Genomic DNA, 24418 nt, shown 5'->3' with positions numbered 1-24418 from the left:
AAATATACGATTTAGAGCAATTCACATGATACTTTTTGCAAACGCTAAACTAAATATTGGGCTGCAAGTCATTGCCAAGCGTACGGATGGTTATCATGAACTGAATAGCGTTTTCTATCCACTTCCGATTTACGATATTATCGAATTATTGGAAACGACTGCTGCGGAGACAACACTAAACATTCAAGGGGAACGTATCCCAGGGAATCTCCATGATAACCTTTGTATAAGAGCTTTTGAATTGTTGAAAAAAGATTATGGCATTCCACCCGTTTCCATTGATTTGGTCAAACAAATTCCGATTGGAGCAGGATTAGGCGGCGGTTCTGCGGACGCGTCTTTTGTTTTGAAAGGACTCAATACGCTCTTTCAATTGAATCTTACTGAAGAGCAGCTGGCGGGATACGCCGCAAAGCTAGGTGCCGATTGTCCTTTTTTTATCGCAAATAATCCTGTTTTTGCAACAGGTATTGGGACAGATTTTAAAGACTTAAATCTAAATCTGGATGGCTACCATCTTGTGGTAATTATGCCTAATATTCATATTTCTACGGCTGAGGCTTTTGCTGCTGTGCAACCTAAGGCACCCGAAGTTAATTTGGAAGAAGCGATTCGTTTGCCCATCCAAGAGTGGAAGTTTCATATTCGAAATGATTTTGAGGATGGTATTTTCGAAAGTTACCCCTTGTTGAAAGAAATCAAAGAAACTTTATATCAAAAAGGAGCAATTTACGCTTCTATGTCAGGGTCCGGAGCAGCCATTTATGGTATATTTTGGGAAAAGACAGATTTAAGCGAACTTGCGAAATATGGCAAGATCTATTATCCGACCAAGCTTTAGAAGTAATATCGACTACTGAAAAAGGTGTTATGTATAGCTGTCCAAACAGGTTACATAACACCTTTTTTTATAATTAATACTCTTCTTCCACCTGATAGTTTATGAGTTCGCGAGCCTCGTTTAAGACCTTTTCTTTCCGTTCTTTTGTTAAGTTTAGGAGATCCAATTTTTCGGGATTACTGACGATATCTTTTACCAAAATAAGTTGATTTTTGAGCAGTTGCTGTTCCTCAAGGTCGGAAAGAGTTGTGAGACAAGTGACCGGATAGAAAACAGCTTTGTCTACTTTCTTTTTGATGCTATTTTCTTTTGGATAATCCCAAGAAAGCAAGTTGATATGATAGTATTTGGCAAAATCAATCGAGTCGGAGGTGAAGTATGCGTTGGTAATCAGCCAGCCTTCTTGAAACTGCAGCTGTTTTCCAAAAAACTGATAATTGATATTGCTGATATCTTTGAATCTTGAAAGATAATACATGGGCGTCGTTACGGATATTTTTGCGTCAATATCGTTTCGAAATTTGCATTCGGCGGTGATCAGTTTACCGTCCTTATAGGCTACAACATCCAATTCATGGGAAACGGCATGTCCCTGTACGGTCTGTCCGGTGGTGCTTTCATATCCGATGGATCGCAGAAGGTGGGCAATGTATTTTTCGAAGTAGAAACCTTCGGGGCCAAGTTCACGCAGGGCTTTCTTAAGGCTGTAGCGAGCGGCGTAAGAATTTCGCACAGTTTTTAACGTATCAAAGGCCAGCTGATAGAGTTCTCTTGTTGAAATCCCATCATATATTTCGTTGAGTACCTTATCGTAGACCTGATTGACCTGGTCAGCATTGGCACCGGAACGAGAAAGCGAATGACGTAGCGATTCACCATTAAAGGGTACCAATTCACCAGAATATTTTTTGATTTGCATGTATCTCTAATTTGTTAAATACGAATATAAGAGATGTCGTCGGAGAAACAACATAAAAAACTATTATTCTATTCCTAAACTTTTTTAGGACACCATTTGTTTATAACATGTACGATAAATAAAATGGAGATAATTATGAGTAACCTACTAAACTTTGCATTTGATAAGATAAAAACAAAGATCGAAGACGATTGTATCGAAGAAAATATTGGCACCTCTGAGCGTGTTCTGTCGGTGATTGCCGGCGGATTCATATTGGGCTTGGGTGTTAAAAAACTTTTTAAATCACCACTGACTGGATTATCAGGATTGACCCTTGGTGGAGCGCTGATCTATCGCGGCGTAACTGGTCATTGTGATGTTAAGAAAGTGCTGGAAGATAAGGATATCAAAAAAGTAGAGGTGATTGAACACCGCTATTTTGTTAAATAACACAAAAAAAAGAGGCCAGTACATGAAATGTACTGGCCTCTTTTTTGTATTTATCAGTTTGAACAGGTGGGAATGATTATACATTAAAACGGAAGTGCATGATATCGCCATCTTGGACAATATATGTTTTTCCTTCCACTGATAATTTTCCAGCTTCTTTTACCGCATTTTCGGAGCCAAGCGTGACAAAATCGTCATACTTGATTACTTCAGCGCGGATAAACCCTTTTTCGAAATCTGTGTGGATTACACCTGCAGCCTGAGGGGCTGTAAATCCGTTCTCAATCGTCCAAGCGCGAACTTCCTGTACACCAGCGGTAAAATAAGTCGCTAAATTTAAAAGCGAATATGCAGCGCGGATAAGCTTATGTACGCCAGATTCTTCAAGACCCAAGTCGTCTAAAAACATCTTTCGTTCTTCGTAGCTTTCCAGTTGGGCAATTTCAGATTCGATCTGTGCTGAGATAATCAATACCTCGGCTTTTTCATCCTTCACGGCTTCCTTAACACGCTCTACGTAGGCGTTGCCTGTGTTAACAGAACCTTCATCTACATTACATACATAAAGTACAGGTTTAGCCGTTAACAAGGCTAAATCCTGGATAAACTCAAAATCTTCAGCTTCAATCGCTGCTGTACGGGCGGATTTTCCAGCTTCAACATGATCTTTGACGATTGATAGGATGTCAAACGTTCTTTTTGCATCTTTATCGCCGCCTGTTTTAGCCATTTTTTCTACCTTCTGGATACGTTTTACTACAGTGTCCAAATCTTTAAGCTGCAATTCGGTGTCAATGATTTCTTTATCTCTGATTGGGTCTACCGAACCATCTACGTGGATCACGTTCCCATCGTCAAAACATCTTAAAACGTGAATAATAGCATTTGTTGTACGAATATTTCCTAAGAATTGATTGCCTAAGCCTTCACCTTTTGAAGCTCCTTTCACAAGACCGGCGATGTCGACAATCTCGATGGTGTTTGGAACAATTCGTTGCGGGTTGACTAATTCAGCTAATTTATTGAGACGGGCATCCGGTACGGTAATTACCCCAACATTTGGTTCAATTGTACAAAATGGAAAGTTAGCCGCTTGCGCCTTCGCGTTCGACAAACAGTTAAATAATGTTGATTTACCGACGTTTGGTAAACCTACGATACCGCATTGTAAAGCCATATATAGTGCAAATTTTTGAAATTGCACAAAGATAGAAAATTCACTGTAATTTTTAGCTATCTTGTCGAATGGTTCATTGGTACAAAATTGAACATGCCGATTTTCTTAAAAATCAGGGCATCAGCGAATATAAATTCGGTGGAAAAATTATTTGTATTACCTGGTACGAAGACCAACTCTATGCTTTCTCGCCTAAATGTCCACATGCTGGGGCACCATTGAAAAATGGCTGGTGTGAACGTGGCAAAGTAATCTGTCCTTTTCATCGCCATGAATTCGATCTGGTGTCGGGAAGAGGTAATCCCGAACAGCATGATTTTATTCGCGTTTACCCCATAAAATTCGAAAACAACGATTATTATGTTGGCTTGGAATTAGGCTTCTGGGAGCGTTTATTTGCTTAAAAAGTAACGAAAGTATCATATCTCACCGCGTGAATCGTATATCTCGTTAGTAAATAAGTATATTTGCTGTCGAAAACAAATTAAAGACATGCAGGGGAAAAAGATTGGTATAATTGGTAGCGGAAGTTGGGCTACTGCTATGATCAAGATGCTATGTGAAAATGACCAAGACAAGCATATTTTTTGGTGGGTAAGAAAGGAAGAGGATGCAGGATATATTCAAAAATTCAAACATAACCCGACTTACCTGAGCAGTGTTTCGGTTGATCTTAGTATTACGACGATTGATACCGATGCTAAAAATGTAATTACTAATTCAGATATTGTCATTTTAAATACGCCTGCGGCCTATTTGAAGGATGCACTGGCCAATGTGACGAAGGAAGATTTTAGAAATAAAATTGTTGTTTCAGCCATCAAGGGGATTATTCCCAAAGATAATTTGATTATCGGTGAGTTTTTGGAGCAACGCTATGAGGTCGATATTGAACAGATCTGTGTGGTTGGTGGTCCCTGCCATGCGGAGGAAGTTGCCTTAGGCAAATTGTCGTATTTAACTTTCGGCTGTAAGAACCTGGATAGTGCAGCATTGGTTGCTTCCTTTCTGTCGTCAAGGGTTATCAAGACGATTCTTTCGGAAGATGTACTCGGAATAGAATTTGGTGCAGTATTGAAAAACATCTATGCGTTAGCTGGAGGTATCTGCCACGGCTTAGGTTACGGTGATAATTTTCAGGCTGTGCTGGTCTCCAATGCAATTCGCGAAATGCGTCGTTTTGTAGGTAAAGTAGATGGTGATACGTCAAGGGATGTGAATACTTCGGCTTATTTAGGGGATCTTTTGGTAACAGCCTATTCCCAATTTAGCCGAAATAGAACCTTTGGTAATATGATCGGAAAGGGCTACAGTGTACAATCTGCGCAGTTGGAAATGAATATGGTGGCTGAAGGGTATTACGCATCGGCATGTATTCAAGAGTATGCGAAAAAATATGCGGTGGAATTGCCAATATGCGATGCCGTGCATCAAATTTTGTATGAACACCTCCCTGCATCTAAAATTATTCAAGCATTGAGCGAAAAATTAACATAATAAAGTAGCAATAGAGTAGATGATAACAAAAGAAGCGATTGCTTTAGCTTATAAAGAAATTCAGGACGAAATATGTCAGGCGCTGGAGAAATTAGACGGATCGGCACGCTTTGAAGAAGAATTGTGGGAGCGTGAAGGCGGCGGTGGCGGTCGCACCAGGATCATTCAAAATGGTCAAATTTTTGAAAAAGGAGGCGTTAACTTTTCGTCTGTGTATGGCAAATTACCTGAAGCGATCAAAAAGTCATTTGCGGTGGAAGAAGATGATTTTTTTGCGACAGGGGTTTCCATTGTAATCCATCCAAACAATCCCTTCGTACCTATTATACACATGAATATCCGCTATTTTGAACTGAACGATCAGATTCGTTGGTTTGGCGGCGGTATTGATTTAACTCCGCATTATATCGATGAAGAGGATGCGCGTTATTTTCATCAGCAGCTGAAAGATGTCTGTGATAGACATGATTCTACCTACTATGAAAAGTTTAAAAATTGGGCGGATGATTATTTTTATATCAGACATCGCCAGGAAACACGTGGCATAGGAGGTGTATTTTACGATAAGTTGAATACTGAAAAAACGGGGGTGAGCATGGAAGATATTTTTGCTTTTTCCTGTGACCTTGGACGCACGTTTGCACCAACCTACACTGCATTGGTGGAGAAAAATCGACATAAAACCTTTACAGATCAACAGAAAAATTGGCAATTGATCCGTCGCGGACGCTATGTCGAATTTAACCTCGTATGGGATTCGGGGACTAAATTTGGACTTGAAACGAATGGTCGGATTGAGTCCATATTGATGAGTCTACCAGCCCAAGCCAATTGGGTATATGACTATCGTCCTGAAGAAGGCTCCGAAGAAGCCAAAACCTTATCTTTATTGCGAAAAGGTATTAACTGGATTTAAAAACATCGAAGAAAAAATAGATGGTTTCTTATCAAAAATTTACGTTGGAAAACGGCCTACGTGTATTGGTACACGAGGATCATAATACAGCCATGGCCTGCGTCAATATCTTGTACGATGTGGGAGCAAGGGATGAATCGCCGGAACAGACGGGATTTGCGCACTTATTTGAACACCTGATGTTTGGTGGAAGTATCAATATTCCTAATTTCGATACCGAATTACAAAAAGTGGGTGGCGAGAATAATGCATTCACCAGCAACGATATTACAAATTATTACATCACTTTACCCTCTTCAAATCTAGAAACGGCATTGTGGTTGGAGTCGGACCGGATGTTAAGTTTGGCTTTTTCCGAACAAAGCCTCGAAGTGCAGCGGAATGTCGTGAGTGAAGAATTCAAACAGCGTTATTTGAATCAGCCTTATGGTGACGCTTGGCTAAAATTACGTCCATTAGCCTATCAGGTACATCCGTATCGTTGGGCAACCATCGGAAAAGAACTGAGCCATATTGAAGAGGCTACAATGGAAGATGTTAAAGCTTTTTTCAAGTTGCATTATAATCCGCAGAGCGCAATTATGGTCGTTTCTGGGGATGTGCATTTTGAGGAAGTAAAAGCTTTGACCGAAAAATGGTTTGGCGATATTGAGGCAGGCGAAAAATACAATCGCCAATTGCCTAAAGAACCCGCGCAAGATAAGATTAGGCGTGAAACGACTTGGGCAGAGGTGCCTTTGGATGCGCTTTATATGGCATTTCATGGCCCTGCTCGATTGGAAGAGGGGTATTTTGCAATGGATCTTCTGTCGGACATTTTATCGAGGGGCTCTTCTTCACGTTTGTATCGTCGATTGGTAAAAGAGGGGCAGTTATTTAGTGAAATAAATGCTTATGTGATGGGAAGTATCGACAATAACCTCTTTGTTATTGAAGGAAAACCATCGGAAGGCATCTCGCTAGAGGAAGGTGAACGTGCGGTGTGGGCAGAATTGGAGGTCATAAAATCCGAGTTGGTGCCTGTAGCTGAATTGGAAAAAGTGAAGAATAAGATCGAATCGACAAATGTTTTTGCAGAACTATCAATTTTGGATAAAGCCATGAACTTGGCTTTCCATGAGTTGCTGGGGGATGCAGACGGCATTAACACAGAGGTTTCAAAATATTTGAAGGTGAGTGCTGAGGAAGTTCAACAGCAAGCTCAGGTTATTTTTAGACCGGAGAATGCTTCTATATTAATGTATAAATCAAAACAAGAGGAGGCTGTACATGTTGGATAGAACAAAAGCACCCGAGTTCCGTGAAATTGGAAATATAAGTTTGAAAGAACCAATCAAGAAGCAGTTTGCAAACGGATTGCCTGTCTATGTATTCCAGTCGCCCGAGCAGGAGCTGGTACGGATAGAATGGATCTTTGAGAATACCTATCTTGACGGTGCGGCTGAAAATCCGTTGTTAAATAGTACTTTAAGTGCATTGCTTAAGGAGGGGACAAAGACCATGTCGAGTGCAGAGATTGCAGATAAAGTGGATTTCTACGGAGCATTTCTTGTTCCTGAATATTCTTTTGACGTAACTTCTTTGTCGCTTTATACATTGAATAGACATAGTCAAGTACTCTTGCCGCTTGTAAAAGATATTCTGACGGAAGCATCGATTCCGCAACAGGAGTTAGATACCTATTTGCGTAATAACAAGCAAAAGTTTCAAGTTTCTATTCAGAAAAATGATTATCTGGCGAGACGCAAATTTTACAATTTGATCTTTGGTGAGAACAATCGTTATGGGCGTACACCAAAACTAACAGACTACGATGCAATTACGCGTGCGCAGCTGATCGAATTGTACCGTAGGGAAATTGTTCCTACCAATTGTACATTAATTGTTTCAGGTAATGTTTCTGAAGAGCTTTTGCAGGAGTTGGAGCAAATCTTCGGTGTCGATTGGCAAGGAGCAGCTGCTGTATCTCCTTCGGAAGTCCCAGTTTTGGTGCAAGGTTCAAATAACCTGGCTTATGAGGAAAAAGATAATGCCTTGCAGTCTGCCATTCGGTTAGGCTGTCAGACAATTGGAAGGGAACATCCCGATTATCCGGCATTACAATTTGTCAACACATTATTAGGTGGTTTTTTCGGTTCCCGCCTAATGCGCAATATCCGAGAAGAAAAAGGGTATACCTATAGCATTGGTTCGGCTGTTGCTACCTTGAAACATACTGGTTTTATGACCATTGTAACTGAAGTTGGGGTAGATGTAACACAGGCCACGTTGACTGAAATAGAAAAGGAGATCAATTTGTTGAAAACAACTTTGGCCTCCGAGGATGAGGTCAATCTTGTGAAGACCTATATGGAAGGTTCTATGTTGGGTTCGTTGGAAAGTATCTTTTCGCATGCCGACAAGTTCAAAAGTGTTTTGTTAAATGGGATGACATTGAACTATTATTCCTATTATATGGAACAGATCAGAAATATGTCGCCCGAGAAGGTGCAGCATCTTGCCAATAAATACTTGGACTACGATGCCATGGTGAAGGTTGTTGTTGGGAAAATTAGTCAAGTAGAACCAGTTCATCAAGCGGTTGTAAATTAAATTTCTTAGACTACAAAAATCGAATACTACTTTGTATTTTTGGTTTTTGATAAAAAAGTGTATTATCCAGCATGGAATTAAAATTAAAAAGACCATTGGTATTTTTCGATTTGGAAACTACAGGTGTTAATGTAGCGACCGATCGTATTGTGGAAGTATCATTTCTGAAAGTGATGCCCAGTGGTGAAGAAACAGTCTATACAAAGAAGATCAATCCAGAAGTGCCTATCCCTGCGGAATCCTCTTTTTTTCACGGCATTTATGATGAAGATGTGAAGGATGCTCCTAATTTTAAAGCAATCGCAGTGGAACTTGCGGCTTTTATTGCCGATGGAGATCTCGCGGGCTATAATTCCAATAAATTCGATGTCCCAATGCTTATGGAAGAGTTTTTACGGGCAGGTGTTGATTTTTCATTGGAGGGTAGAGCATTTGTGGATGTTCAAAATATCTTCCATCAGATGGAACAACGTACGCTGAAAGCTGCATACAAGTTTTATTGCAACGAAAATCTTGAAAATGCGCATACAGCGGAAGCGGATGTTCGTGCCACATATGAGGTCTTGAAAGCGCAGCTGACAAAATATGAGGGTGCAGCATTCGAAGATAAACATGGGACAGTATCTTATCCTGTGGTAAACGATGTTGAGGCGTTGCATACGTTTACCAACCTAAGTAAGCCTGTAGATTTTGCCGGACGTCTCGTCTATAATGCCGAGGGATTGGAAACGATTAATTTTGGTAAACATAAAGGAAGACCTGTTATAGAAGTATTTGAGCAAGAGCCCAGTTACTACGCATGGATGCAGAATGGTGATTTTCCATTGTATACCAAGAAGGTCTTGGAGAATATCTGGAATCGGTATAAAAAGGAAAAGAGTGAGCAAAAGGCAAAAGCAGCTGCAGCCACCCATTCTGTAGAAGATAAAAAACTTGCGAAAAAGGAATTCAATCAACAAAAAGAAGAAGCGCCGCAGAACATTTCTTTGGATATGCTGAAAGGATTGCAAGATAAATTTAAAAAATAACGTTAATTAATAGCTTAGAAAAAGGATTATGGAATTCAAACAAGAAGTGGAACATGTACAGTGTTTGATTATTGGTTCGGGACCAGCAGGTTATACTGCCGCGATTTACGCAGCCCGTGCGGATATGAAACCAGTCGTTTATACCGGTATTGTGCCAGGGGGACAGTTGACTCAAACAACTGAGGTGGACAATTTCCCTGGTTATCCAAAAGGCATCACTGGACCAGTGATGATGGAAGATTTGCGCGAGCAAGCTGAACGCTTCGGAACTTCAGTGCGTTTTGGATATGTGACTAAAGTGGATTTTACAGGTGAGGTACACCGTGTTGAGATCGATGGAACAGTACAAGTTACCGCAGATACAGTGATTATTGCGACAGGAGCCACAGCAAAATGGTTAGGCTTGGAATCTGAACAAAAATACAATGGTTTTGGTGTTTCAGCATGTGCTGTATGTGATGGGTTCTTCTTTAAAAACCAAGAGGTTGCTATTGTAGGTGCTGGGGATACAGCGGCAGAAGAAGCAACATATCTTGCAAAATTATGCTCAAAAGTACATATGTTGGTTCGCCGTGACGAGTTTCGTGCTTCTAAAGCAATGGTACATCGCGTTATGAATACACCAAATATCGAAGTTCACTACAATTCTGAGGCAAAAGAAGTCCTAGGAGATGGTCAGGTGGTGACCGGAATACGTGTTGTAAACAATAAAGACCAGTCTGAAAAAGATATCGAAGTAACAGGTTTCTTCGTTGCTATTGGGCATAAGCCTAATACCGAGCTTTTCACAGGTGTATTGGATATGGATGAAACAGGTTATTTAATTACAAAACCAGATAGTACTGCAACAAATATCCCGGGTGTTTTTGCTTGTGGTGATGTTCAGGATAACATCTTCCGTCAGGCAATCACTGCTGCAGGTACAGGTTGTATGGCAGCTTTGGAAGCTGAAAGATACTTAGCAGCTAAGGAAAGCGGCGAATAATCGCATGGAAATAATAAAAACGGGGCATTGTACAATGCCCCGTTTTTATTTACCTTCTTCCATTTCAAAAACACTATCGATTTTCCAATTTGCCTTATCTTTGGATGCTGCGACAGCTAAACGATCACAGCGCTCATTTAACGGATGCCCAGCATGGCCTTTTACCCATACAAGGCGTACGGTATGGAGCTTATAGGCGTTCATTAAGCGCAACCAAAGATCTTTGTTCTTTTTTCCCGCAAAACCTTTTTGTATCCAACCATATACCCATTTCTTATCAATGGCGTCAATGACGTATTTGGAGTCAGAATACACGGTAACATGTTGCTGTAGATTTTTCAGTGCCTCGAGGCCGACGATCACAGCCATCAATTCCATCCTGTTGTTAGTCGTTTTGCGGTAACCGCCCGAAAACTCTTTTTCGATCAGTTTACCTTTAAAGGCTTCATTATCGCCTGTATAAATAGTTCTTAAGATGGTTCCATAACCTCCAGGGCCCGGATTTCCACTTGAAGCCCCATCTGTATATAATTCGATCATACCGGCCAAATATACATGAAGTTTTTGTAAGCACATACAAACAGGTGAAAATGATCAAGACTAGCCCATATTTTGATGCTCGAAGTAGAAGAATTTTAACACTGCGACATGTTCAATCAATCCAACGATAGGGCATAGTGCTACAAGCATCAAAATTCATAGGTATTTAAGACTGACTTTATAGGTTTTTAAAAGGGACTTTACACGGCTTTATCCGAATGAGGTCCGAATGAGGTCCCTATAAAGTCCCTATGAGATCCGTTTAAATAATAGGAATATTCCCTTTGTGTTTTAAGCTTAAGCTAAGCGAAGTATGATGATAGATTTCAATTGCTCTCCAACGTAATTTATCCCTTACATAGTTGGATTGTGCTGATTTATGTGTATTTTGCCCGCTTAAACTGTTATGTAATCGATAAAATAGCTTATGAAGTTTCGAAAGATTTCTCTTTTTGTTCTATTGGCGTCCGCGTGCTTAAACGTTTCAGCGCAGAACAATGTATCACCGCAAAAAATGGATTGGTTTGAAGATGCCAAACTGGGTATTTTTATTCACTGGGGGATTTATTCTGTCGATGGAATATCAGAATCTTGGTCATTCTTCAATAATTACATCAATCATGACAATTATATCAAGCAACTGAATGGTTTTACAGCAAAGGATTATAGACCGAAGGAATGGGCCAAATTGATCAAAGAAGCTGGTGCGAAATACACGGTGATTACGACCAAACACCATGACGGGATCTCGATGTGGAATACGAAGGCTGATAAAGCGATCACGACATTACAAGACGCAGCTGCCAAACAGGATGTAATCACACCATTTGTGAAAGCCATACAAGAAGAAGGCTTGCATACTGGACTGTATTATTCTTTGCCCGATTGGAGCCATCCTTATTACGATGTTTTTACGCGCAATCGAAAACGTTATGAATTGAAAAGTGAGCCTTCTCGTTGGGATAATTATGTAAAATATTACCAGAAGCAATTGACTGAGCTATCCGAACAGTATAAGCCCGAATTACTTTGGTTTGACGGGGATTGGGAGCATAGTGCCGAGGAGTGGAAAGCTAAAGAGACCTTGAATCTTTTGCGAAAATATAATCCGAATATTATTATAAACTCGCGATTGAATCATCATGGAGATTACGATACACCTGAGCAAGGGATTCCAGTAACCCGTCCTGATGCTAAATTTTGGGAACTCTGTTATACCATGAATGATTCTTGGGGCTATCAACCCTTCGATAAAAAGTACAAATCACCGAATATGATCATTCGAACGTTGGTAGATTGTATTTCCATGGGTGGAAACCTATTGTTGGATATCGGTCCAAAGGCAGATGGAACGATCCCTGAGGAACAATTAAATATTTTGAAACAGCTGGGGCGATGGACACATAAGCATGCAGCTGCGATCTACGGTACAAGAGCCGGTATTCCATTTGTGAACTACGGCGGGAAATCTGCTTTATCAAAGGACGGAAAGACACTTTATCTTTACGTGTATGAACAGAAACCCGAATTGCAGCTCAGAGGTTTGGTTAATCATACGGCCATTAAAGGAGTCTCAGTTGTCGGCGACGCATCCGCGAAAGTGAACGTTAAGTCGGAAAATGGAACCGTTCAAGTCGATTTAACGAAAGTAAACTTTGATCAGGACGTCACTGTGATTGCACTGAACTTTGCGGAGGCGCTTCGTTGGACTGCACCGCAAGATACTGAAGTTACGTTGAAATCTGTACTGGATAATAAGTTGACAGGTCGTGCTTTAGGTCAGATCGCTTCAACACTGCATGCCGGAAAAAATATCTTTGATAATTCCGGATTGACCGTGGATGGCTTAGAGACCAAATTGCCAAGTAGTAATGCGACTAATCCAACGGTATTAAAGTGGATTAAGGATCATGCCGAAGCACTTTATGAGACTGGAAAAGGCTTACCTGAAGGACATTATGAAGGACTAAGCGCGCTCTCTAAAGATCGCCAGACATTGTATCTGTTTGTCGAGGGAAAACCTACGGGTCCTATTGCACTAAAAGGTGTTAAAAATGGAGTCGCCAGGATCCGCGTGGTCGGTGAGGGCTCCATGATAAATCATGAGCTTTTCAATAAGCTCTATTGGAGTAGCATCCCGGGTATTATCTACATTCAGGCACCAGCAGAGCGCTTGGATAAGAATATGACAGTTATTGCTGTTTTGTTGGATGCACCAATAAAGCTATATCGCGAGAAAGTGGGCGCTATCGAAAATAACCTTTAAGAGGTCGGATAGCACTTAGCGTTGAAGAGAAGCCTGGGATAACAAAATATCCTGGGCTTTTTTGCGGGATATAAACTATGCTGATTTATTAATTCTGATCCATTTTCTTTCGGTATTCGGTGCATTTTCTCCTGAATTGTGGCGCAAAAGCATTTTTTATTATAACTTAGGCCTATGAATCCAATCAAAGCTGTTTTGATCCCAATTTTTGCTCTTCTTTGTGTTTGTTGTTCTTCCGGTGACGGAAGTAAATCCGAGCGATTGCGGGCAGATTCGTTAGTGAATGAAGTGGTCAATGGAAGGTTAGCTCTAGCAACATTAGCAGAGTCAAATGAATTTATGTATTTCAATGATAAATACTTTCATGAACCGGCGGATTTAAAGGTCATTCCGAAATTTGATAAGGTACAGATTCAAGTTGTTACTTATCGGATTTATCAGCATGTCAAATTAAAAAATAATCGCTATGTGTTCAACGCGCAGAAAGCCAGTGAACTGCATATACCAAATAGCGCTTTTGTGTATTACCAACGTTCTTTTGATGATATGAACCGTAAGGCAGCCTTGAGTAAAGATTCGATCCGACTCGAGCTGCCGGATAATTATGCATCTTTGTTGATAAATGAATGATCTAGATCAGGCCTACAGACATGATGAAGGTCATATCAAAAGTCAATCTTAACTATACAATGGTGCAACAAATAGATTTAAGATGGAAAAGAAAAATATCGTTGTATTGACGGGGGCCGGTATTTCGGCTGAAAGCGGTATACCTACCTTTAGGGATGCCAATGGATTGTGGGAAGGACATGACGTCATGGAAGTTGCTTCCATTGAAGGTTGGCATAAAAATCCAGCCTTGGTGCAGGAGTTTTATAATCTGAGACGGAAAGCCGCTTTGGTCGCACAGGCAAATGCGGCTCATTATGCGCTGGTAAAATTGGAATCAGCATACCGGGTGAGTATTGTGACGCAGAATGTTGATCTACTGCATGAACAGGCAGGTTCATCCCATATCGTTCATTTGCACGGACGCCTGGATCAGTCGAAGTCATCTGTCGATGACCGTTTGGTGTATCCCATTGTTGGTGATGAGATCAAAATGGGCGATCTTTGTGAGAAGGGTAGTCAGCTGAGGCCAAATATAGTCTGGTTTGGAGAGGCTGTGCCGGCCATTGAGGAAGCGATAAGCCTGGTTTCGAAGGCCGATATTTTGATTATTGTGGGAACCTCCCTACAGGTTTATCCCGCTGCGGGACTTAAAGAATTTGCGCCTAGTCACTGTAAATCGTTTTTAATTGACAAAAAGATTCCTCATGACAACGCTTTACGTAATATACAGTGTTTTGAAGAATCGGCGACCATAGCTGTTCCTGAACTGGTAGAACAATTACTTAATTAAATGTTATATAGTCGTTTATAAAATAAGGGTTTATGAAGAAAATAATATGGCTTCTTTGCATGTCCGTTGCTTTTGTTGCATGTCAAAATAATTCAGCGATCAAAGTAAATACGAGTTCAAATGATCAACCTTTAACCTTGGATAGCGTTCAGGCCAAGCATCTGCTCAGTTTGCCACTGCATTGCATCGAAGTGGAATATCCCAATAAGCTGGGACAGGTACTCGGTAGTGATGGTGATCTAAAAGCACCGCGTACATTGCATCCAATTTTTTACGGTTGTTTTGACTGGCATTCTTCTGTACACGGGTATTGGTCAATTGTGCATATTTTGAAGGAATTTCCGAATTTGGATAGCTCAGGTGAAATTCGACGCCAATTGAACCGAAATATTACAGCAGAAAATGTGGCTGTTGAATTAGATTTCTTTCAAGATAAGAACAATAAGAACTTTGAGCGTACGTATGGCTGGGCTTGGTTGTTGCAGCTGCAGAAGGAATTATTAACTTGGGAAAATGCCGATGCAAAACGCTGGGCATCGAATCTTGAACCGTTGGTGAAACATGTGGTAAAATCGTATCAGGAATATTTGCCCAAATTGGTCTATCCGATCAGGACAGGCTATCATGATAATTCGGCCTTTGGCCTTTCGCTGTCCCTGGACTATGCAAGAAGCACGGGAAATGTGACGTTTGAAAAATCATTAATGACGAATGCTTCTCGTTTATACAGTCAGGATAAGAGCTGCAACATTTCTTTTGAGCCAAGTGGAAGCGATTTTCTTTCTCCTTGTCTTGAAGAAGCCCTTTGTATGAGTATGGTGCTGCAACAGGAGGATTACCGTAAATGGTTAAAGGATTTTATGCCAGATCTGTTTAATCCCGATTTCAATTTAGAACCGGGTATTGTGAAAGATCGAACCGACGGACATTTGGTCCATCTGGATGGACTTAATTTTAGTCGCGCCAACTGTTTAAACGGTATCGCCAAAGCGCTGCCTGAATTAAGTTATTTGCATAGGTTGGCGAATAAACATTTAAAGTATTCTTTGCCCAATATTACAACCAAGGATGATTACATGGGGTCACATTGGTTAGGTACTTTTGCACTCTATGCACTATCAAAGCATTGATTCGGGGAGATTATCTTCTCCCCATTTATCCATTAGGTTTAATATTTCCTCGAGCGAACGGCCGAGCTCGGTTAATTCATATTCTACCTTTGGGGGAACTTGCTGGTATACAATTCTATTAATCAGCTTGTCATGCTCCAACTCCTTTAGTTTAGCAATCAGCATACGTTCAGATATTCCCACAAGTCTTTTCCGCAACTCACTATAGCGGAGTTTACCTTCATTTAGCAAATAGGAAAGGATGTTGATTTTCCATCTGCCACCTATGGTGGCCAAGGTAAATGCAATACCACAACGGTCTTTCCAGTATAGCTCATTAATGTGATTGGTTGAATTCTCTTTTCGCGGGTTCATACAAACTTTTTTGTTGGTATCATACAATCTTGTATGTACTGTTATTCCTGCAAATTAATAAAGAAATTTGTAGGAAAACAAAAAGTATAACATGGAAACGATTAAATCAGTCGCTCATTGGTTGAGCTATGCGTACTACCTTTATGTATTTGGATATGCATCATTATTCAAAGTTTTTCAAAAGAGCGCCATGATGCAAAGCATGCAGTCCCTGGGTTTTAATAAGACTTGAACGATCATTATCGGAATAGGGGAACTAATGGGGGGAGTATTGCTCTTAATAGGTTTGTATAACCCGCAATTTAAGAATGCTGCAGTGCTGCTGTTGTTTCCATTTGCGGTTGCGGCGTTTACGGCACATATGGCGCATCAAGAGTATCATCATTTCTACAACTCCTTGCTGATGTGTGTACTTAGTATTGTGCTGTTGGCCACAGACAAAACCTTTAAAATTATACTTTAAATCCTGCGTCAGCTTTAGCGTGATCATTAGAAAATTAGGATTATTTTATGGCTTAATTTTCTAATGATCCTATGTTTATCCGGAAGCAAGTGGTGCTGGAGATGCAAGAGGGAAAATAATGTGATAGACTACAATTATAAGCGATATGGCAAGCCGGTCGATAGCCGAAAATATAGGAACGACTTGATCGGTTGTAAATCGTGATTTGTGCTAATTTAACTCTGTTGATTTATGCTGGGATATTTTGTTTTTCTACCGTTTTATTGCGTTTTTATTGGTATAAGTGAAGTTTTTGCGCTGTTTTTTTTAGATATACATTTTTTAGCAGGTTAGAAAAAGACTATAAAATTCAAGATTTGTGCTACTCTATGCGCTCAAACTTATAATACATTTGATCTATCAATCCCATAGGGATGTTACATGCTATGTATAGGTATTTAAGACAACTTTTAATGGTTTTGCCCATTGTTTTTTTCTGTCTGTTTTTTACAGGTAAAATAAACAAGGATGTCTTTTCACATACTACCTATAAAAACACCTCAAAAACGGCAATAACTTCTTCACAATCCCATTTCGATTTTTATGTCGGATCGATCGAAGAATGCTCGTTCGAATGGCGTTATGATCAACATTTAGCATATGCCGTTCGGCTCTGTACCTTGGGACTGATTCTACCAATTTTCTTGCTATTTGCGGATAAGAAGTCGTGGCATAGTTTTTATGAACTCCAAAATAAATATCTATCGAACAGGCTGCCAGACAGGTGTATCCTATACCATTCCTTTAAAATTTTCGGTTAAATCCCTTTTCCTTTTCGTGAATATCATCGGTTGGGTCGACAGACGGCTATAAAACCGATTTAATAAATCATTGCTTGAAGAAAGCGGCTTAATCAGCTGCTTTGCTATTAAATCATTTATATGAACACAACACTTTACGCATTAGCTATTACAGCTATTACGATCAGTTTTTTTCATACTGCATCGGGCCCAGATCATTATCTGCCATTTATTGTATTGTCCAAATCGAAAAAATGGTCGTTGGGGAAAACCATATTATGGACCATTATATGTGGGCTTGGGCATGTTTTCAGTTCGGTCATACTGGGGATTATTGGCGTTTATCTTGGATGGCAGCTCAATAAGATCAGCTGGTTGCAGGACGTGCGCGGCAATGTTTCGAGTTGGGCACTATTTATTTTTGGACTTGGATATTTGATTTACGGGATCTGGAAAATGTCAAAGAAGCATTCTCATAAGCATTTTGATGTGATGGGTGATGAGGTGTATGTGCATGAACACACGCATGAGAAAAGCACATCAGGGCATCATCACCATCATCAAAAAACGAAGGTAACGCCTTTGGTATTATTTGCAATTTTCGTCATGGGACCATCGGAACCATTGATTCCACTTTTATTTTTTTCAGGTGCTCACCGCTCAATGCCAGAGGTGATTACACTGATTAGCACCTTTACAATCACAACAGTGGCAACCATGGTTGGGATGGTCTTGTTGGGAATTTATGGTTATAATTTGCTCAACACCGAAAAACTTGATCGCTATGTACACGCTATTAGTGGCGCTGTCCTCTCAATTTGCGGTGCGGGGATGTTATTTCTGGGATGGTAATTTTTTAAATAGGATATGAACAAACATCAAATCACCCTTTTTATAAGCCTAATGTCTACTACACACAGTTATGCCCAGCAACATGTAATTCAGGGAACTGTGAAAGATAAGGATAGTAAACAGAGATTAGAAGAAGTCAATATACGTTACCAACGTGGAATAAAACATAGTCATACAGCATCGAATGGTACTTTTTCCGTACAGCCGGGAACATTTCCGGATACTTTATTGTTGAGCCGGATTGGCTATCTCGATCAGGTATACATCCTAAAAGAAGCGAAGTCTCCGATTGAAATCGAGATGCAAAAAAATGAAGTGCAGTTGAGTCAAATTCAGGTGGATGCATTCAATAGCAGTAAAACATTGAGCAAAGTTGATTTAAGTAAGATTCCCGTTAATTCGGCGCAAGATCTGTTACGAAAAGTTCCTGGGCTCTTTATAGCACAGCATGCCGGTGGTGGAAAGGCTGAGCAAATATTTTTGCGTGGATTTGATAATGATCACGGTACAGATATTGCCATTACTGCAGATGGCATTCCCGTTAATATGGTCTCTCATGCGCACGGTCAAGGATACGCAGATCTCCATTTTATTATTCCAGAAACGGTAAAAGACATTGATTTTGGCAAGGGTGCTTATTATGCAGACAAAGGCGATTTGAACACATCGGGTTATGTTAATTTTACGACCTTGGATCATTTGGATCATAATCTTTTTAAGGTTGAAGGCGGTTCTTTTGATTCCTGGCGTACCGTGGCCATGCTTAATCTGCTGAATAACCATGAGCAGAATAAATATGCCTATGCCGCAGGAGAGTTCAATTATTCGAATGGTCCTTTTGACATCAAGCAAAATTTTAGTCGTGTCAATCTATTTGCGAAATATAATCAGTGGATCGATGAGAAACATTATATCAATCTCCAGGGGTCCATATTCAGTTGGGGTTGGAATGCATCGGGTCAGATTCCGGAGCGGGCTGTTCGTCAGGGACTGATTAGCCGTTGGGGTTCGATTGATTCTACAGAAGGCGGGAATACATCCCGCATGAATTTGGCGATGCAATACCGTGCGCTGATCAGTGATCAGGAAAGCTGGGAAAGCAATGTTTACTTCTCACGCTATAACTTTCAGTTGTTTTCGGATTTTACTTTCTTTCTGAAAGACCCCATTCATGGCGATGAAATAGAGCAGGTTGATAATCGATACTTGTACGGTATCGAAAACAAATACAATCGCCAATTTCATTTTGATCATAGTCGGCTTTCTTGGACATCGGGGGTTGGGCTCCGAGTGGATGATATCAAAGATCTTCAACTGAACCATGTCTATCAGCGCGACGAATTATTGGATCGGCTTTCGCATATTTCGGGTGTAGAAATGAATCTTCATGCCTATAGCAATCTGGATTGGCGTATTGGAAAATGGACGATTAATCCTGCATTACGTGTCGATCACTTGATTTTCAACTTGCATGATAAGCTGAAAAGTGATCCTGCAGGGCAAGAGGCTTCTGCAACAAGAATCAGCCCAAAGCTGAACTTTGGATATACGTTCAATCATAGCGCCCAAATCTATTTGAAAACGGGTATGGGATTTCATTCCAACGATATCAGGGTGGTGATGGAACAACAGGGAAAAGATATTATGCCCATTTCCTTTGGTGCAGATCTTGGCTTGATCTGGAAGCCAACTGATAACCTTTTTATTCAGCCTGCTTTATGGGGGTTATACCTGCAGCAAGAATTTGTGTACGTCGGGGATGAAGCTGTTGTAGAGCCTTCAGGCAAAACGAAACGTCTGGGGGCTGATTTGAGTCTACGCTATCAAGCTACTCCATGGTTATATTTTGATGGCGACATCAATTATGCGTACGCGCGGGCAATTGACCAACCAAAAGGCGAAAACTATATCCCGCTGGTACCTTCTTTAACAAGTACAGGGGGAGTATCTGTGAAGCTACCGCTCGGCATTTCGGCCAATTTGCGCTATCGTTATATGAATACAAAACCAGCGAAAGAAGATAATTCGGTACGTGCTAAAGGTTATTTGGTCAACGATCTTCTGCTTAACTATGGCGTGGGAAAATGGAATTTTTTGTTGCAGGCCCAAAGCTTATTTGACACCAAATGGAATGAAGCACAGTTTGAGACCGAGACTCGATTAAGAAATGAACAACAGCCCGTTTCTGAATTGCATTTCACCCCTGGAACACCTTTTATGGTAAAAGCTGGCCTGTCCTATAAATTCTAAAGACTGGGTAAAGTGGTCGCCTTAAAATTTTCCTTTGTATCTTTAATAGGAATTATAAGTCCTTATAAATGATGTATTATGGAAAAGAGTAAGTTACTTCGAATGGATAATATGGGTATCGTGGTGGAGTCGTTGGACAACGCGATTTCGTTTTTTTCAGAACTTGGTTTACATTTGGAGGGAAGGGCACAGATTAAAGGGGAATGGGCAGGTCTAATAACAGGTCTCGGTGCTCAGCATGTGGAGATCGCCATGATGGTGACACCAGATGGGCATAGCCGATTGGAGCTTTCAAGATTTATTGATCCAGCGATAATTGCAGATCATAGAAACGCTCCGGTCAATGCCTTGGGGTATTTGCGGGCAATGTTTACCGTTGAAGATATCGATGATGTGCTGCGGCGACTCATTGACAATCATGGAGCTGTGATGGTCGGGGAGGCGGTACAATATGAAAATGCGTATCGTCTCTGTTATCTAAGGGGAGTAGAGGGATTATTGATTGGTTTAGCACAACCGCTGTAAGGTAATTGATATGAACTGGTAAAAGACAGCTATAGGAATAATTACAAGGCAAGTGATAGGAATTGAATCTTTGTACGAAAAAAGAAAATTTAAGAAATTTCTATGTTTTACAAAATAAATAGGAAACTAAGACGTTATTGATACAAATACTTTTCATAAAATAGGTTAATATATGGCTAAGACCCTAGAGTTCCTCGCTCTAGGGCTTTTTTGTAATTATACGTCCGGGAAAAACGAAATTTTGTACAATCTGTCTGGATCGCGTTCTTTCCTGATCAATAAAGCGAAATTTAGCTACTTGATGAAAGCCATGAGGAGGGCCTAAGAATCTATTTTTTAGATGCTGTTTTCAGCGATGAACTCGTCGTTATCACTGGTTTTGCAATTTTGCCCAAACTGGATATAAATTAGGCAATTTTTGAACATGTGTTCATTAGTATAATCACACATAAGACGAGTAATATAATAACAGATGTGGTGTAAGGCGTTCTTCTCATAATACTTTTTTTTATTTAGTAGTTTACAAAAGCCGTGCCTTTATTTTTAGAACTTGCAGTAAGTCTGGTTGTTGTAGCTTCGTGTCTACAAGGCGTCGATATGAATAAGGAAATGATATGTTTGAAAAGGCTTTTGCCGATGTCTTGTGCATCGATTGTGGAATTAATGGATCTGGTTCCTATTGTTCGTTTGAAACGATGTTTTTTTTGATAGTCTATAGACGATGAGAATACCCAAAAGCATTACAATCGTATAGGCAATAAACGCGATGTTTTCAGACTGATGTTCGCTACCCTTTGCAACACAACGCTGTCTGTTTGGTCACAGCGGCAGCGAAAGCAAACAACACCAGCGAAGCCACGTAAAATAATATTACTTTTAGGTATATGGTTTCTCTTTTCATTTTCTAACTGTTTGGTAAACGTGAATTTACACTATTTTTAAAGAAATAGTGAAGGTTATCTGAAAGAGTGGTGTGCTTTTTGTTTATAGGGGAGAAAGATTAGAGAAATAATGATATGAAGTATCCTTATTTAGGAATTAGTATGGTATGTGCGGCCCTAGCGAGCATGGCCAATTCAAAGGCTGTATTTGCCGGAGAGCAATTAGCTGTTCAACACATTGAATATGTGCAGGTAAATTCAGACTCATTGAAGGTTGAACAATTAGCAACAGCGCTGAGAAAGATGAAGCCTATCAGTTCGGCTGATTTTAAGGCAAAGTTCAAACCGGAAATCAACGGATTTAAGCTCACAGAGGTGACGGCTTTCGAGGATGCGGAGTCAGGATCTTACGCAACGGCAAACTATGTGAAGGGAGAGCAAAATATTTATTTGATGGTTACCGACGGAGCCGGTCCAGGTTCGGATCAGGTAAAGTTAAATTTGATGAACTATATCGACCTAAAATCAATTGAAGACCTAGGAACCAAAATGCAGGTTAAGCCTTACAAAGGTTGGCTGGCGTCTTTTGACTGGAGCATGTTTGAAAACGATGGTTTGACTAGCATTCAATATCTCGAATCAAATCGATTTGCAACTGTCTCTTCAGCAAATAATGTAGCAATTGAAGAATTAGAGAGTTTTTTGAATAGTTTTAGTCTATAAGAAAATTGGCACAGTCCCGGAACCTTTAATCAAAGCCGGGACTCAGTCCATCAAACCGATTTAATCCATTCCCCGACTGCTAATAGTCGTTAAATATCTATATCTTCCGAGCCTTTCTTTCCGTAATTTCCCAGATTATCCGCTCTATAGCTGCGCTTGTTGATGCAATATTTTATTGTTTATTGCTTATTTTTCTTATATTAGGTAATAAACCAGCAAATTGTGTCTATGTTCAATCTAAATCGGAGAAAATTTATTCAAGGAGCGGGAGCAGTCTTAACTTTATCCGCTTTGCAAGTTAAAGGTCTGTCGTTTAAAGATGCGATTAAAAATTTTCGGGTCGGATTGATCGGTGCGGGTTGGTATGGGAAGAGTGATTTGTTCCGTTTAATGCAGGTTCGGGATGTTGATGTTATCGCCATATGTGATGTTGACGACAACCATTTGCAGGAGGCGGGGCGATTAACTGCTGAGCGCCAGGTTTCAAAAAAGGTTCCAAAGCTTTATAGAGATTATAGGGAGATGCTCGCTAACCATAAATTCGATCTTATCCTTATTGGCACACCGGATCACTGGCATGCAAGACAGGCTATAGACGCGATGCGTTCGGGGGCTCACCTTTATTTGCAGAAACCCATCAGTGTGGATGTACTTGAGGGCGATGCCATATGGCGCGCGGCTAGAAAATATAACCGGAAAGTGCAGGTAGGGACCCAACGGCGCAGTACGGCGCATCTCATCGACGCTAAGAAGCGGGTGGTCGATAGCGGCCTGCTTGGTAAGGTTTCGCATGTGGAGATGTGCTGCTACTATCATATGCGGAAAAATGGTAACCCGCCTACACAACAAGTTCCAGAGTTCTTAGATTATGAGTTATGGACAGGACCGGCACCTTTACGAGCTTACGATGGTTTACCGCATGGCAGCTGGTGGCGAACCTTTATGGCTTATGGAAATGGGATAACCGGCGATATGGGGATGCATATGTTTGATACGGTACGTTGGCTTTTGCAACTTAAATGGCCCAAAAGCGTGAGTGCCAAAGGCGGTATTTATGTCCAAAAAGAAGGCAAATCGACGATTGCAGATACGCAGACCGCTCTATTTGAATACGAAGATCTTAACTGTGTCTGGCAACATAGGACATGGGGAGCAGCAACAGACCCTGAATATCCTTGGGCATTTGTTATATACGGTGACAAAGGTACTTTAAAGGGAAGTGTGATGAAATATGAGTTCATTCCCATCGGAGAAGGTGAGACTATCCGAAAGGATGTTATCTTAGAAAAAGAGACGTTTCCTAAAGATCTGGAAGAGCATCGAATAGAACTGCATACAGCTCCGGCAACGCGACGACATATGCTTGATCTTTTATCAGCAATTGAAAATAATCACCTACCTGTAGCCGATATTGAAGAAGGCTATATCTCCACCGCAAGTTGCATATTAGCCAATTTGTCGATGCAGTTGAATCGGCCCCTGGTTTATGATCCTACGCAAAAAATATGTGTTAATGACCCTGAAGCAACTCAATTATTGCAGAGAGGGTATCGCAGTCCATGGCAACATCCGTAATAACAATATCAAGCGACGGATACCGGCAAATTGAAAAAACGCACCCGTCAAAATATGCCATGCGTATGGACCGATTTGGCATTTATCAATATATAGGACGTTCCTGACCTAACGGCAAAGGGATCCAATAGATTAAACAAAATATGTTCAAGCTTAAAATTCTAAATTTCTACAGAATTCGAACCGTTCTTTACTCGATTAAAAGACGAGTAGACGATGAATATGAATTCGACGATAACCCATAATTATGCTAGGCTTAGAAAACCTTTGTTCTTTCTACCTATACTTCTA

23 protein-coding genes are annotated in these 24418 nt (G+C 40.5%); 19 read left to right on the top strand and 4 right to left on the bottom strand.

What is annotated here, in order from left to right:
* Positions 1–25 precede the first annotated feature (25 nt).
* On the top strand, positions 26–841 hold the full coding sequence (ispE, locus tag B3E92_RS03935; protein WP_204991168.1) for a 4-(cytidine 5'-diphospho)-2-C-methyl-D-erythritol kinase: 816 nt from the start codon (positions 26–28) through the stop codon (positions 839–841).
* A 73-nt stretch (positions 842–914) separates the two neighbouring features.
* Here ispE and B3E92_RS03930 read toward each other — a convergent pair whose 3' ends face one another.
* Positions 915–1760, bottom strand: a complete 846-nt coding sequence (locus tag B3E92_RS03930) for an ATP cone domain-containing protein (protein ID WP_112374691.1) — start codon at positions 1758–1760, stop codon at positions 915–917.
* 135 nt (positions 1761–1895) lie between these two features.
* Between B3E92_RS03930 and B3E92_RS03925 the strand changes: the two genes are divergently transcribed.
* A complete protein-coding gene (locus B3E92_RS03925; RefSeq protein ID WP_046676248.1) occupies positions 1896–2192 on the top strand; it encodes a YgaP family membrane protein in 297 nt (98 codons plus the stop codon).
* A 76-nt stretch (positions 2193–2268) separates the two neighbouring features.
* On the opposite strand, the gene ychF is transcribed toward B3E92_RS03925, so the two are convergent.
* Positions 2269–3369 carry a redox-regulated ATPase YchF gene (ychF, locus tag B3E92_RS03920; RefSeq protein WP_286895466.1) on the bottom strand — a complete coding sequence of 367 codons (1101 nt, stop codon included), beginning with the start codon at positions 3367–3369 and terminating at the stop codon, positions 2269–2271.
* A gap of 68 nt (positions 3370–3437) precedes the next feature.
* Between ychF and B3E92_RS03915 the strand changes: the two genes are divergently transcribed.
* The 7 genes from B3E92_RS03915 (at position 3438) to trxB (ending at position 10387) form a co-directional block, all read left to right on the top strand.
* Positions 3438–3773, top strand: a complete 336-nt coding sequence (locus tag B3E92_RS03915; protein ID WP_286895465.1) for a Rieske (2Fe-2S) protein — start codon at positions 3438–3440, stop codon at positions 3771–3773.
* A gap of 88 nt (positions 3774–3861) precedes the next feature.
* Complete coding sequence (locus B3E92_RS03910; RefSeq protein ID WP_046676250.1) at positions 3862–4866, top strand: NAD(P)H-dependent glycerol-3-phosphate dehydrogenase; 1005 nt, start codon at positions 3862–3864, stop codon at positions 4864–4866.
* Positions 4867–4885: 19 nt separating this feature from the next.
* Positions 4886–5782 (top strand): oxygen-dependent coproporphyrinogen oxidase, encoded by an 897-nt coding sequence (gene hemF / locus B3E92_RS03905; protein ID WP_070560847.1) that lies wholly within the window; start codon positions 4886–4888, stop codon positions 5780–5782.
* Positions 5783–5802: 20 nt separating this feature from the next.
* Positions 5803–7062, top strand: coding sequence for a M16 family metallopeptidase (locus B3E92_RS03900; RefSeq protein ID WP_286895463.1), 1260 nt, complete (start codon positions 5803–5805; stop codon positions 7060–7062).
* The gene (locus tag B3E92_RS03895; protein WP_115048531.1) at positions 7052–8374 is read left to right on the top strand and encodes a M16 family metallopeptidase; all 1323 of its coding nucleotides are present in this window, start codon (positions 7052–7054) and stop codon (positions 8372–8374) included. The genes B3E92_RS03900 and B3E92_RS03895 overlap by 11 nt, the downstream gene beginning before the upstream one ends.
* Positions 8375–8445: 71 nt before the next feature.
* Entirely contained in the window at positions 8446–9402 is a 957-nt protein-coding gene (locus B3E92_RS03890) for a 3'-5' exonuclease (protein ID WP_204991167.1), read from the top strand.
* 28 nt (positions 9403–9430) lie between these two features.
* Positions 9431–10387, top strand: a complete 957-nt coding sequence (gene trxB / locus B3E92_RS03885) for a thioredoxin-disulfide reductase (protein ID WP_204991166.1) — start codon at positions 9431–9433, stop codon at positions 10385–10387.
* Between the two features lie 45 nt (positions 10388–10432).
* On the opposite strand, the gene rnhA is transcribed toward trxB, so the two are convergent.
* Entirely contained in the window at positions 10433–10927 is a 495-nt protein-coding gene (rnhA, locus tag B3E92_RS03880) for a ribonuclease HI (protein ID WP_112374834.1), read from the bottom strand.
* Between the two features lie 427 nt (positions 10928–11354).
* Here rnhA and B3E92_RS03875 point away from each other — a divergent pair, with 427 nt between their 5' ends.
* From B3E92_RS03875 to B3E92_RS03860, 4 genes are all read left to right on the top strand, one after another.
* On the top strand, positions 11355–13193 hold the full coding sequence (locus B3E92_RS03875) for an alpha-L-fucosidase (protein ID WP_286895460.1): 1839 nt from the start codon (positions 11355–11357) through the stop codon (positions 13191–13193).
* Between the two features lie 174 nt (positions 13194–13367).
* Positions 13368–13823, top strand: a complete 456-nt coding sequence (locus B3E92_RS03870; protein ID WP_286895458.1) for a hypothetical protein — start codon at positions 13368–13370, stop codon at positions 13821–13823.
* An 82-nt stretch (positions 13824–13905) separates the two neighbouring features.
* Positions 13906–14595 carry an SIR2 family NAD-dependent protein deacylase gene (locus B3E92_RS03865; protein ID WP_046676258.1) on the top strand — a complete coding sequence of 230 codons (690 nt, stop codon included), beginning with the start codon at positions 13906–13908 and terminating at the stop codon, positions 14593–14595.
* Between the two features lie 32 nt (positions 14596–14627).
* Positions 14628–15725 (top strand): DUF2891 domain-containing protein, encoded by a 1098-nt coding sequence (locus B3E92_RS03860; RefSeq protein WP_286895455.1) that lies wholly within the window; start codon positions 14628–14630, stop codon positions 15723–15725.
* Here B3E92_RS03860 and B3E92_RS03855 read toward each other — a convergent pair.
* A complete protein-coding gene (locus B3E92_RS03855) occupies positions 15714–16079 on the bottom strand; it encodes a winged helix-turn-helix transcriptional regulator (RefSeq protein WP_112374699.1) in 366 nt (121 codons plus the stop codon). The two genes, B3E92_RS03860 and B3E92_RS03855, sit on opposite strands and share 12 nt — an antisense overlap.
* Positions 16080–16314: 235 nt before the next feature.
* Here B3E92_RS03855 and B3E92_RS03850 point away from each other — a divergent pair, with 235 nt between their 5' ends.
* From B3E92_RS03850 to B3E92_RS03825, 6 genes are all read left to right on the top strand, one after another.
* A complete protein-coding gene (locus B3E92_RS03850) occupies positions 16315–16542 on the top strand; it encodes a DoxX family protein (protein WP_349681661.1) in 228 nt (75 codons plus the stop codon).
* 920 nt (positions 16543–17462) lie between these two features.
* Entirely contained in the window at positions 17463–18173 is a 711-nt protein-coding gene (locus B3E92_RS03845; protein ID WP_286895453.1) for a hypothetical protein, read from the top strand.
* A 51-nt stretch (positions 18174–18224) separates the two neighbouring features.
* Positions 18225–20423 (top strand): TonB-dependent receptor, encoded by a 2199-nt coding sequence (locus tag B3E92_RS03840; protein ID WP_286895451.1) that lies wholly within the window; start codon positions 18225–18227, stop codon positions 20421–20423.
* Between the two features lie 78 nt (positions 20424–20501).
* Complete coding sequence (locus B3E92_RS03835) at positions 20502–20948, top strand: VOC family protein (RefSeq protein WP_286895449.1); 447 nt, start codon at positions 20502–20504, stop codon at positions 20946–20948.
* Positions 20949–21964: 1016 nt separating this feature from the next.
* Entirely contained in the window at positions 21965–22552 is a 588-nt protein-coding gene (locus B3E92_RS03830) for a hypothetical protein (RefSeq protein ID WP_070560823.1), read from the top strand.
* 228 nt (positions 22553–22780) lie between these two features.
* Positions 22781–24127: a Gfo/Idh/MocA family protein gene (locus B3E92_RS03825; protein ID WP_286895447.1), complete on the top strand. Its 1347-nt coding sequence runs from the start codon at positions 22781–22783 to the stop codon at positions 24125–24127.
* Positions 24128–24418: the final 291 nt, after the last annotated feature.

This window comes from Sphingobacterium sp. UBA6317 (assembly GCF_002440385.1).
Classification (GTDB): Bacteria; Bacteroidota; Bacteroidia; order Sphingobacteriales; family Sphingobacteriaceae; genus Sphingobacterium; species Sphingobacterium multivorum.
Note: the sequence above shows the minus strand (reverse complement) of the source record. Positions and strands in the feature narration are given on the sequence as shown.

Bases quoted from the DNA above. Each gene is read 5' to 3' on its own strand.
- ispE (WP_204991168.1), top strand. From the start codon at position 26: ATGATACTTTTTGCAAACGCTAAACTAAATATTGGGCTGCAAGTCATT.
- B3E92_RS03930 (WP_112374691.1), bottom strand. From the start codon at position 1,760: ATGCAAATCAAAAAATATTCTGGTGAATTGGTACCCTTTAATGGTGAA.
- B3E92_RS03925 (WP_046676248.1), top strand. From the start codon at position 1,896: ATGAGTAACCTACTAAACTTTGCATTTGATAAGATAAAAACAAAGATC.
- ychF (WP_286895466.1), bottom strand. From the start codon at position 3,369: ATGGCTTTACAATGCGGTATCGTAGGTTTACCAAACGTCGGTAAATCA.
- B3E92_RS03915 (WP_286895465.1), top strand. From the start codon at position 3,438: ATGGTTCATTGGTACAAAATTGAACATGCCGATTTTCTTAAAAATCAG.
- B3E92_RS03910 (WP_046676250.1), top strand. From the start codon at position 3,862: ATGCAGGGGAAAAAGATTGGTATAATTGGTAGCGGAAGTTGGGCTACT.
- hemF (WP_070560847.1), top strand. From the start codon at position 4,886: ATGATAACAAAAGAAGCGATTGCTTTAGCTTATAAAGAAATTCAGGAC.
- B3E92_RS03900 (WP_286895463.1), top strand. From the start codon at position 5,803: ATGGTTTCTTATCAAAAATTTACGTTGGAAAACGGCCTACGTGTATTG.
- B3E92_RS03895 (WP_115048531.1), top strand. From the start codon at position 7,052: ATGTTGGATAGAACAAAAGCACCCGAGTTCCGTGAAATTGGAAATATA.
- B3E92_RS03890 (WP_204991167.1), top strand. From the start codon at position 8,446: ATGGAATTAAAATTAAAAAGACCATTGGTATTTTTCGATTTGGAAACT.
- trxB (WP_204991166.1), top strand. From the start codon at position 9,431: ATGGAATTCAAACAAGAAGTGGAACATGTACAGTGTTTGATTATTGGT.
- rnhA (WP_112374834.1), bottom strand. From the start codon at position 10,927: ATGATCGAATTATATACAGATGGGGCTTCAAGTGGAAATCCGGGCCCT.
- B3E92_RS03875 (WP_286895460.1), top strand. From the start codon at position 11,355: ATGAAGTTTCGAAAGATTTCTCTTTTTGTTCTATTGGCGTCCGCGTGC.
- B3E92_RS03870 (WP_286895458.1), top strand. From the start codon at position 13,368: ATGAATCCAATCAAAGCTGTTTTGATCCCAATTTTTGCTCTTCTTTGT.
- B3E92_RS03865 (WP_046676258.1), top strand. From the start codon at position 13,906: ATGGAAAAGAAAAATATCGTTGTATTGACGGGGGCCGGTATTTCGGCT.
- B3E92_RS03860 (WP_286895455.1), top strand. From the start codon at position 14,628: ATGAAGAAAATAATATGGCTTCTTTGCATGTCCGTTGCTTTTGTTGCA.
- B3E92_RS03855 (WP_112374699.1), bottom strand. From the start codon at position 16,079: ATGAACCCGCGAAAAGAGAATTCAACCAATCACATTAATGAGCTATAC.
- B3E92_RS03845 (WP_286895453.1), top strand. From the start codon at position 17,463: ATGAACACAACACTTTACGCATTAGCTATTACAGCTATTACGATCAGT.
- B3E92_RS03840 (WP_286895451.1), top strand. From the start codon at position 18,225: ATGTCTACTACACACAGTTATGCCCAGCAACATGTAATTCAGGGAACT.
- B3E92_RS03835 (WP_286895449.1), top strand. From the start codon at position 20,502: ATGGAAAAGAGTAAGTTACTTCGAATGGATAATATGGGTATCGTGGTG.
- B3E92_RS03830 (WP_070560823.1), top strand. From the start codon at position 21,965: ATGAAGTATCCTTATTTAGGAATTAGTATGGTATGTGCGGCCCTAGCG.
- B3E92_RS03825 (WP_286895447.1), top strand. From the start codon at position 22,781: ATGTTCAATCTAAATCGGAGAAAATTTATTCAAGGAGCGGGAGCAGTC.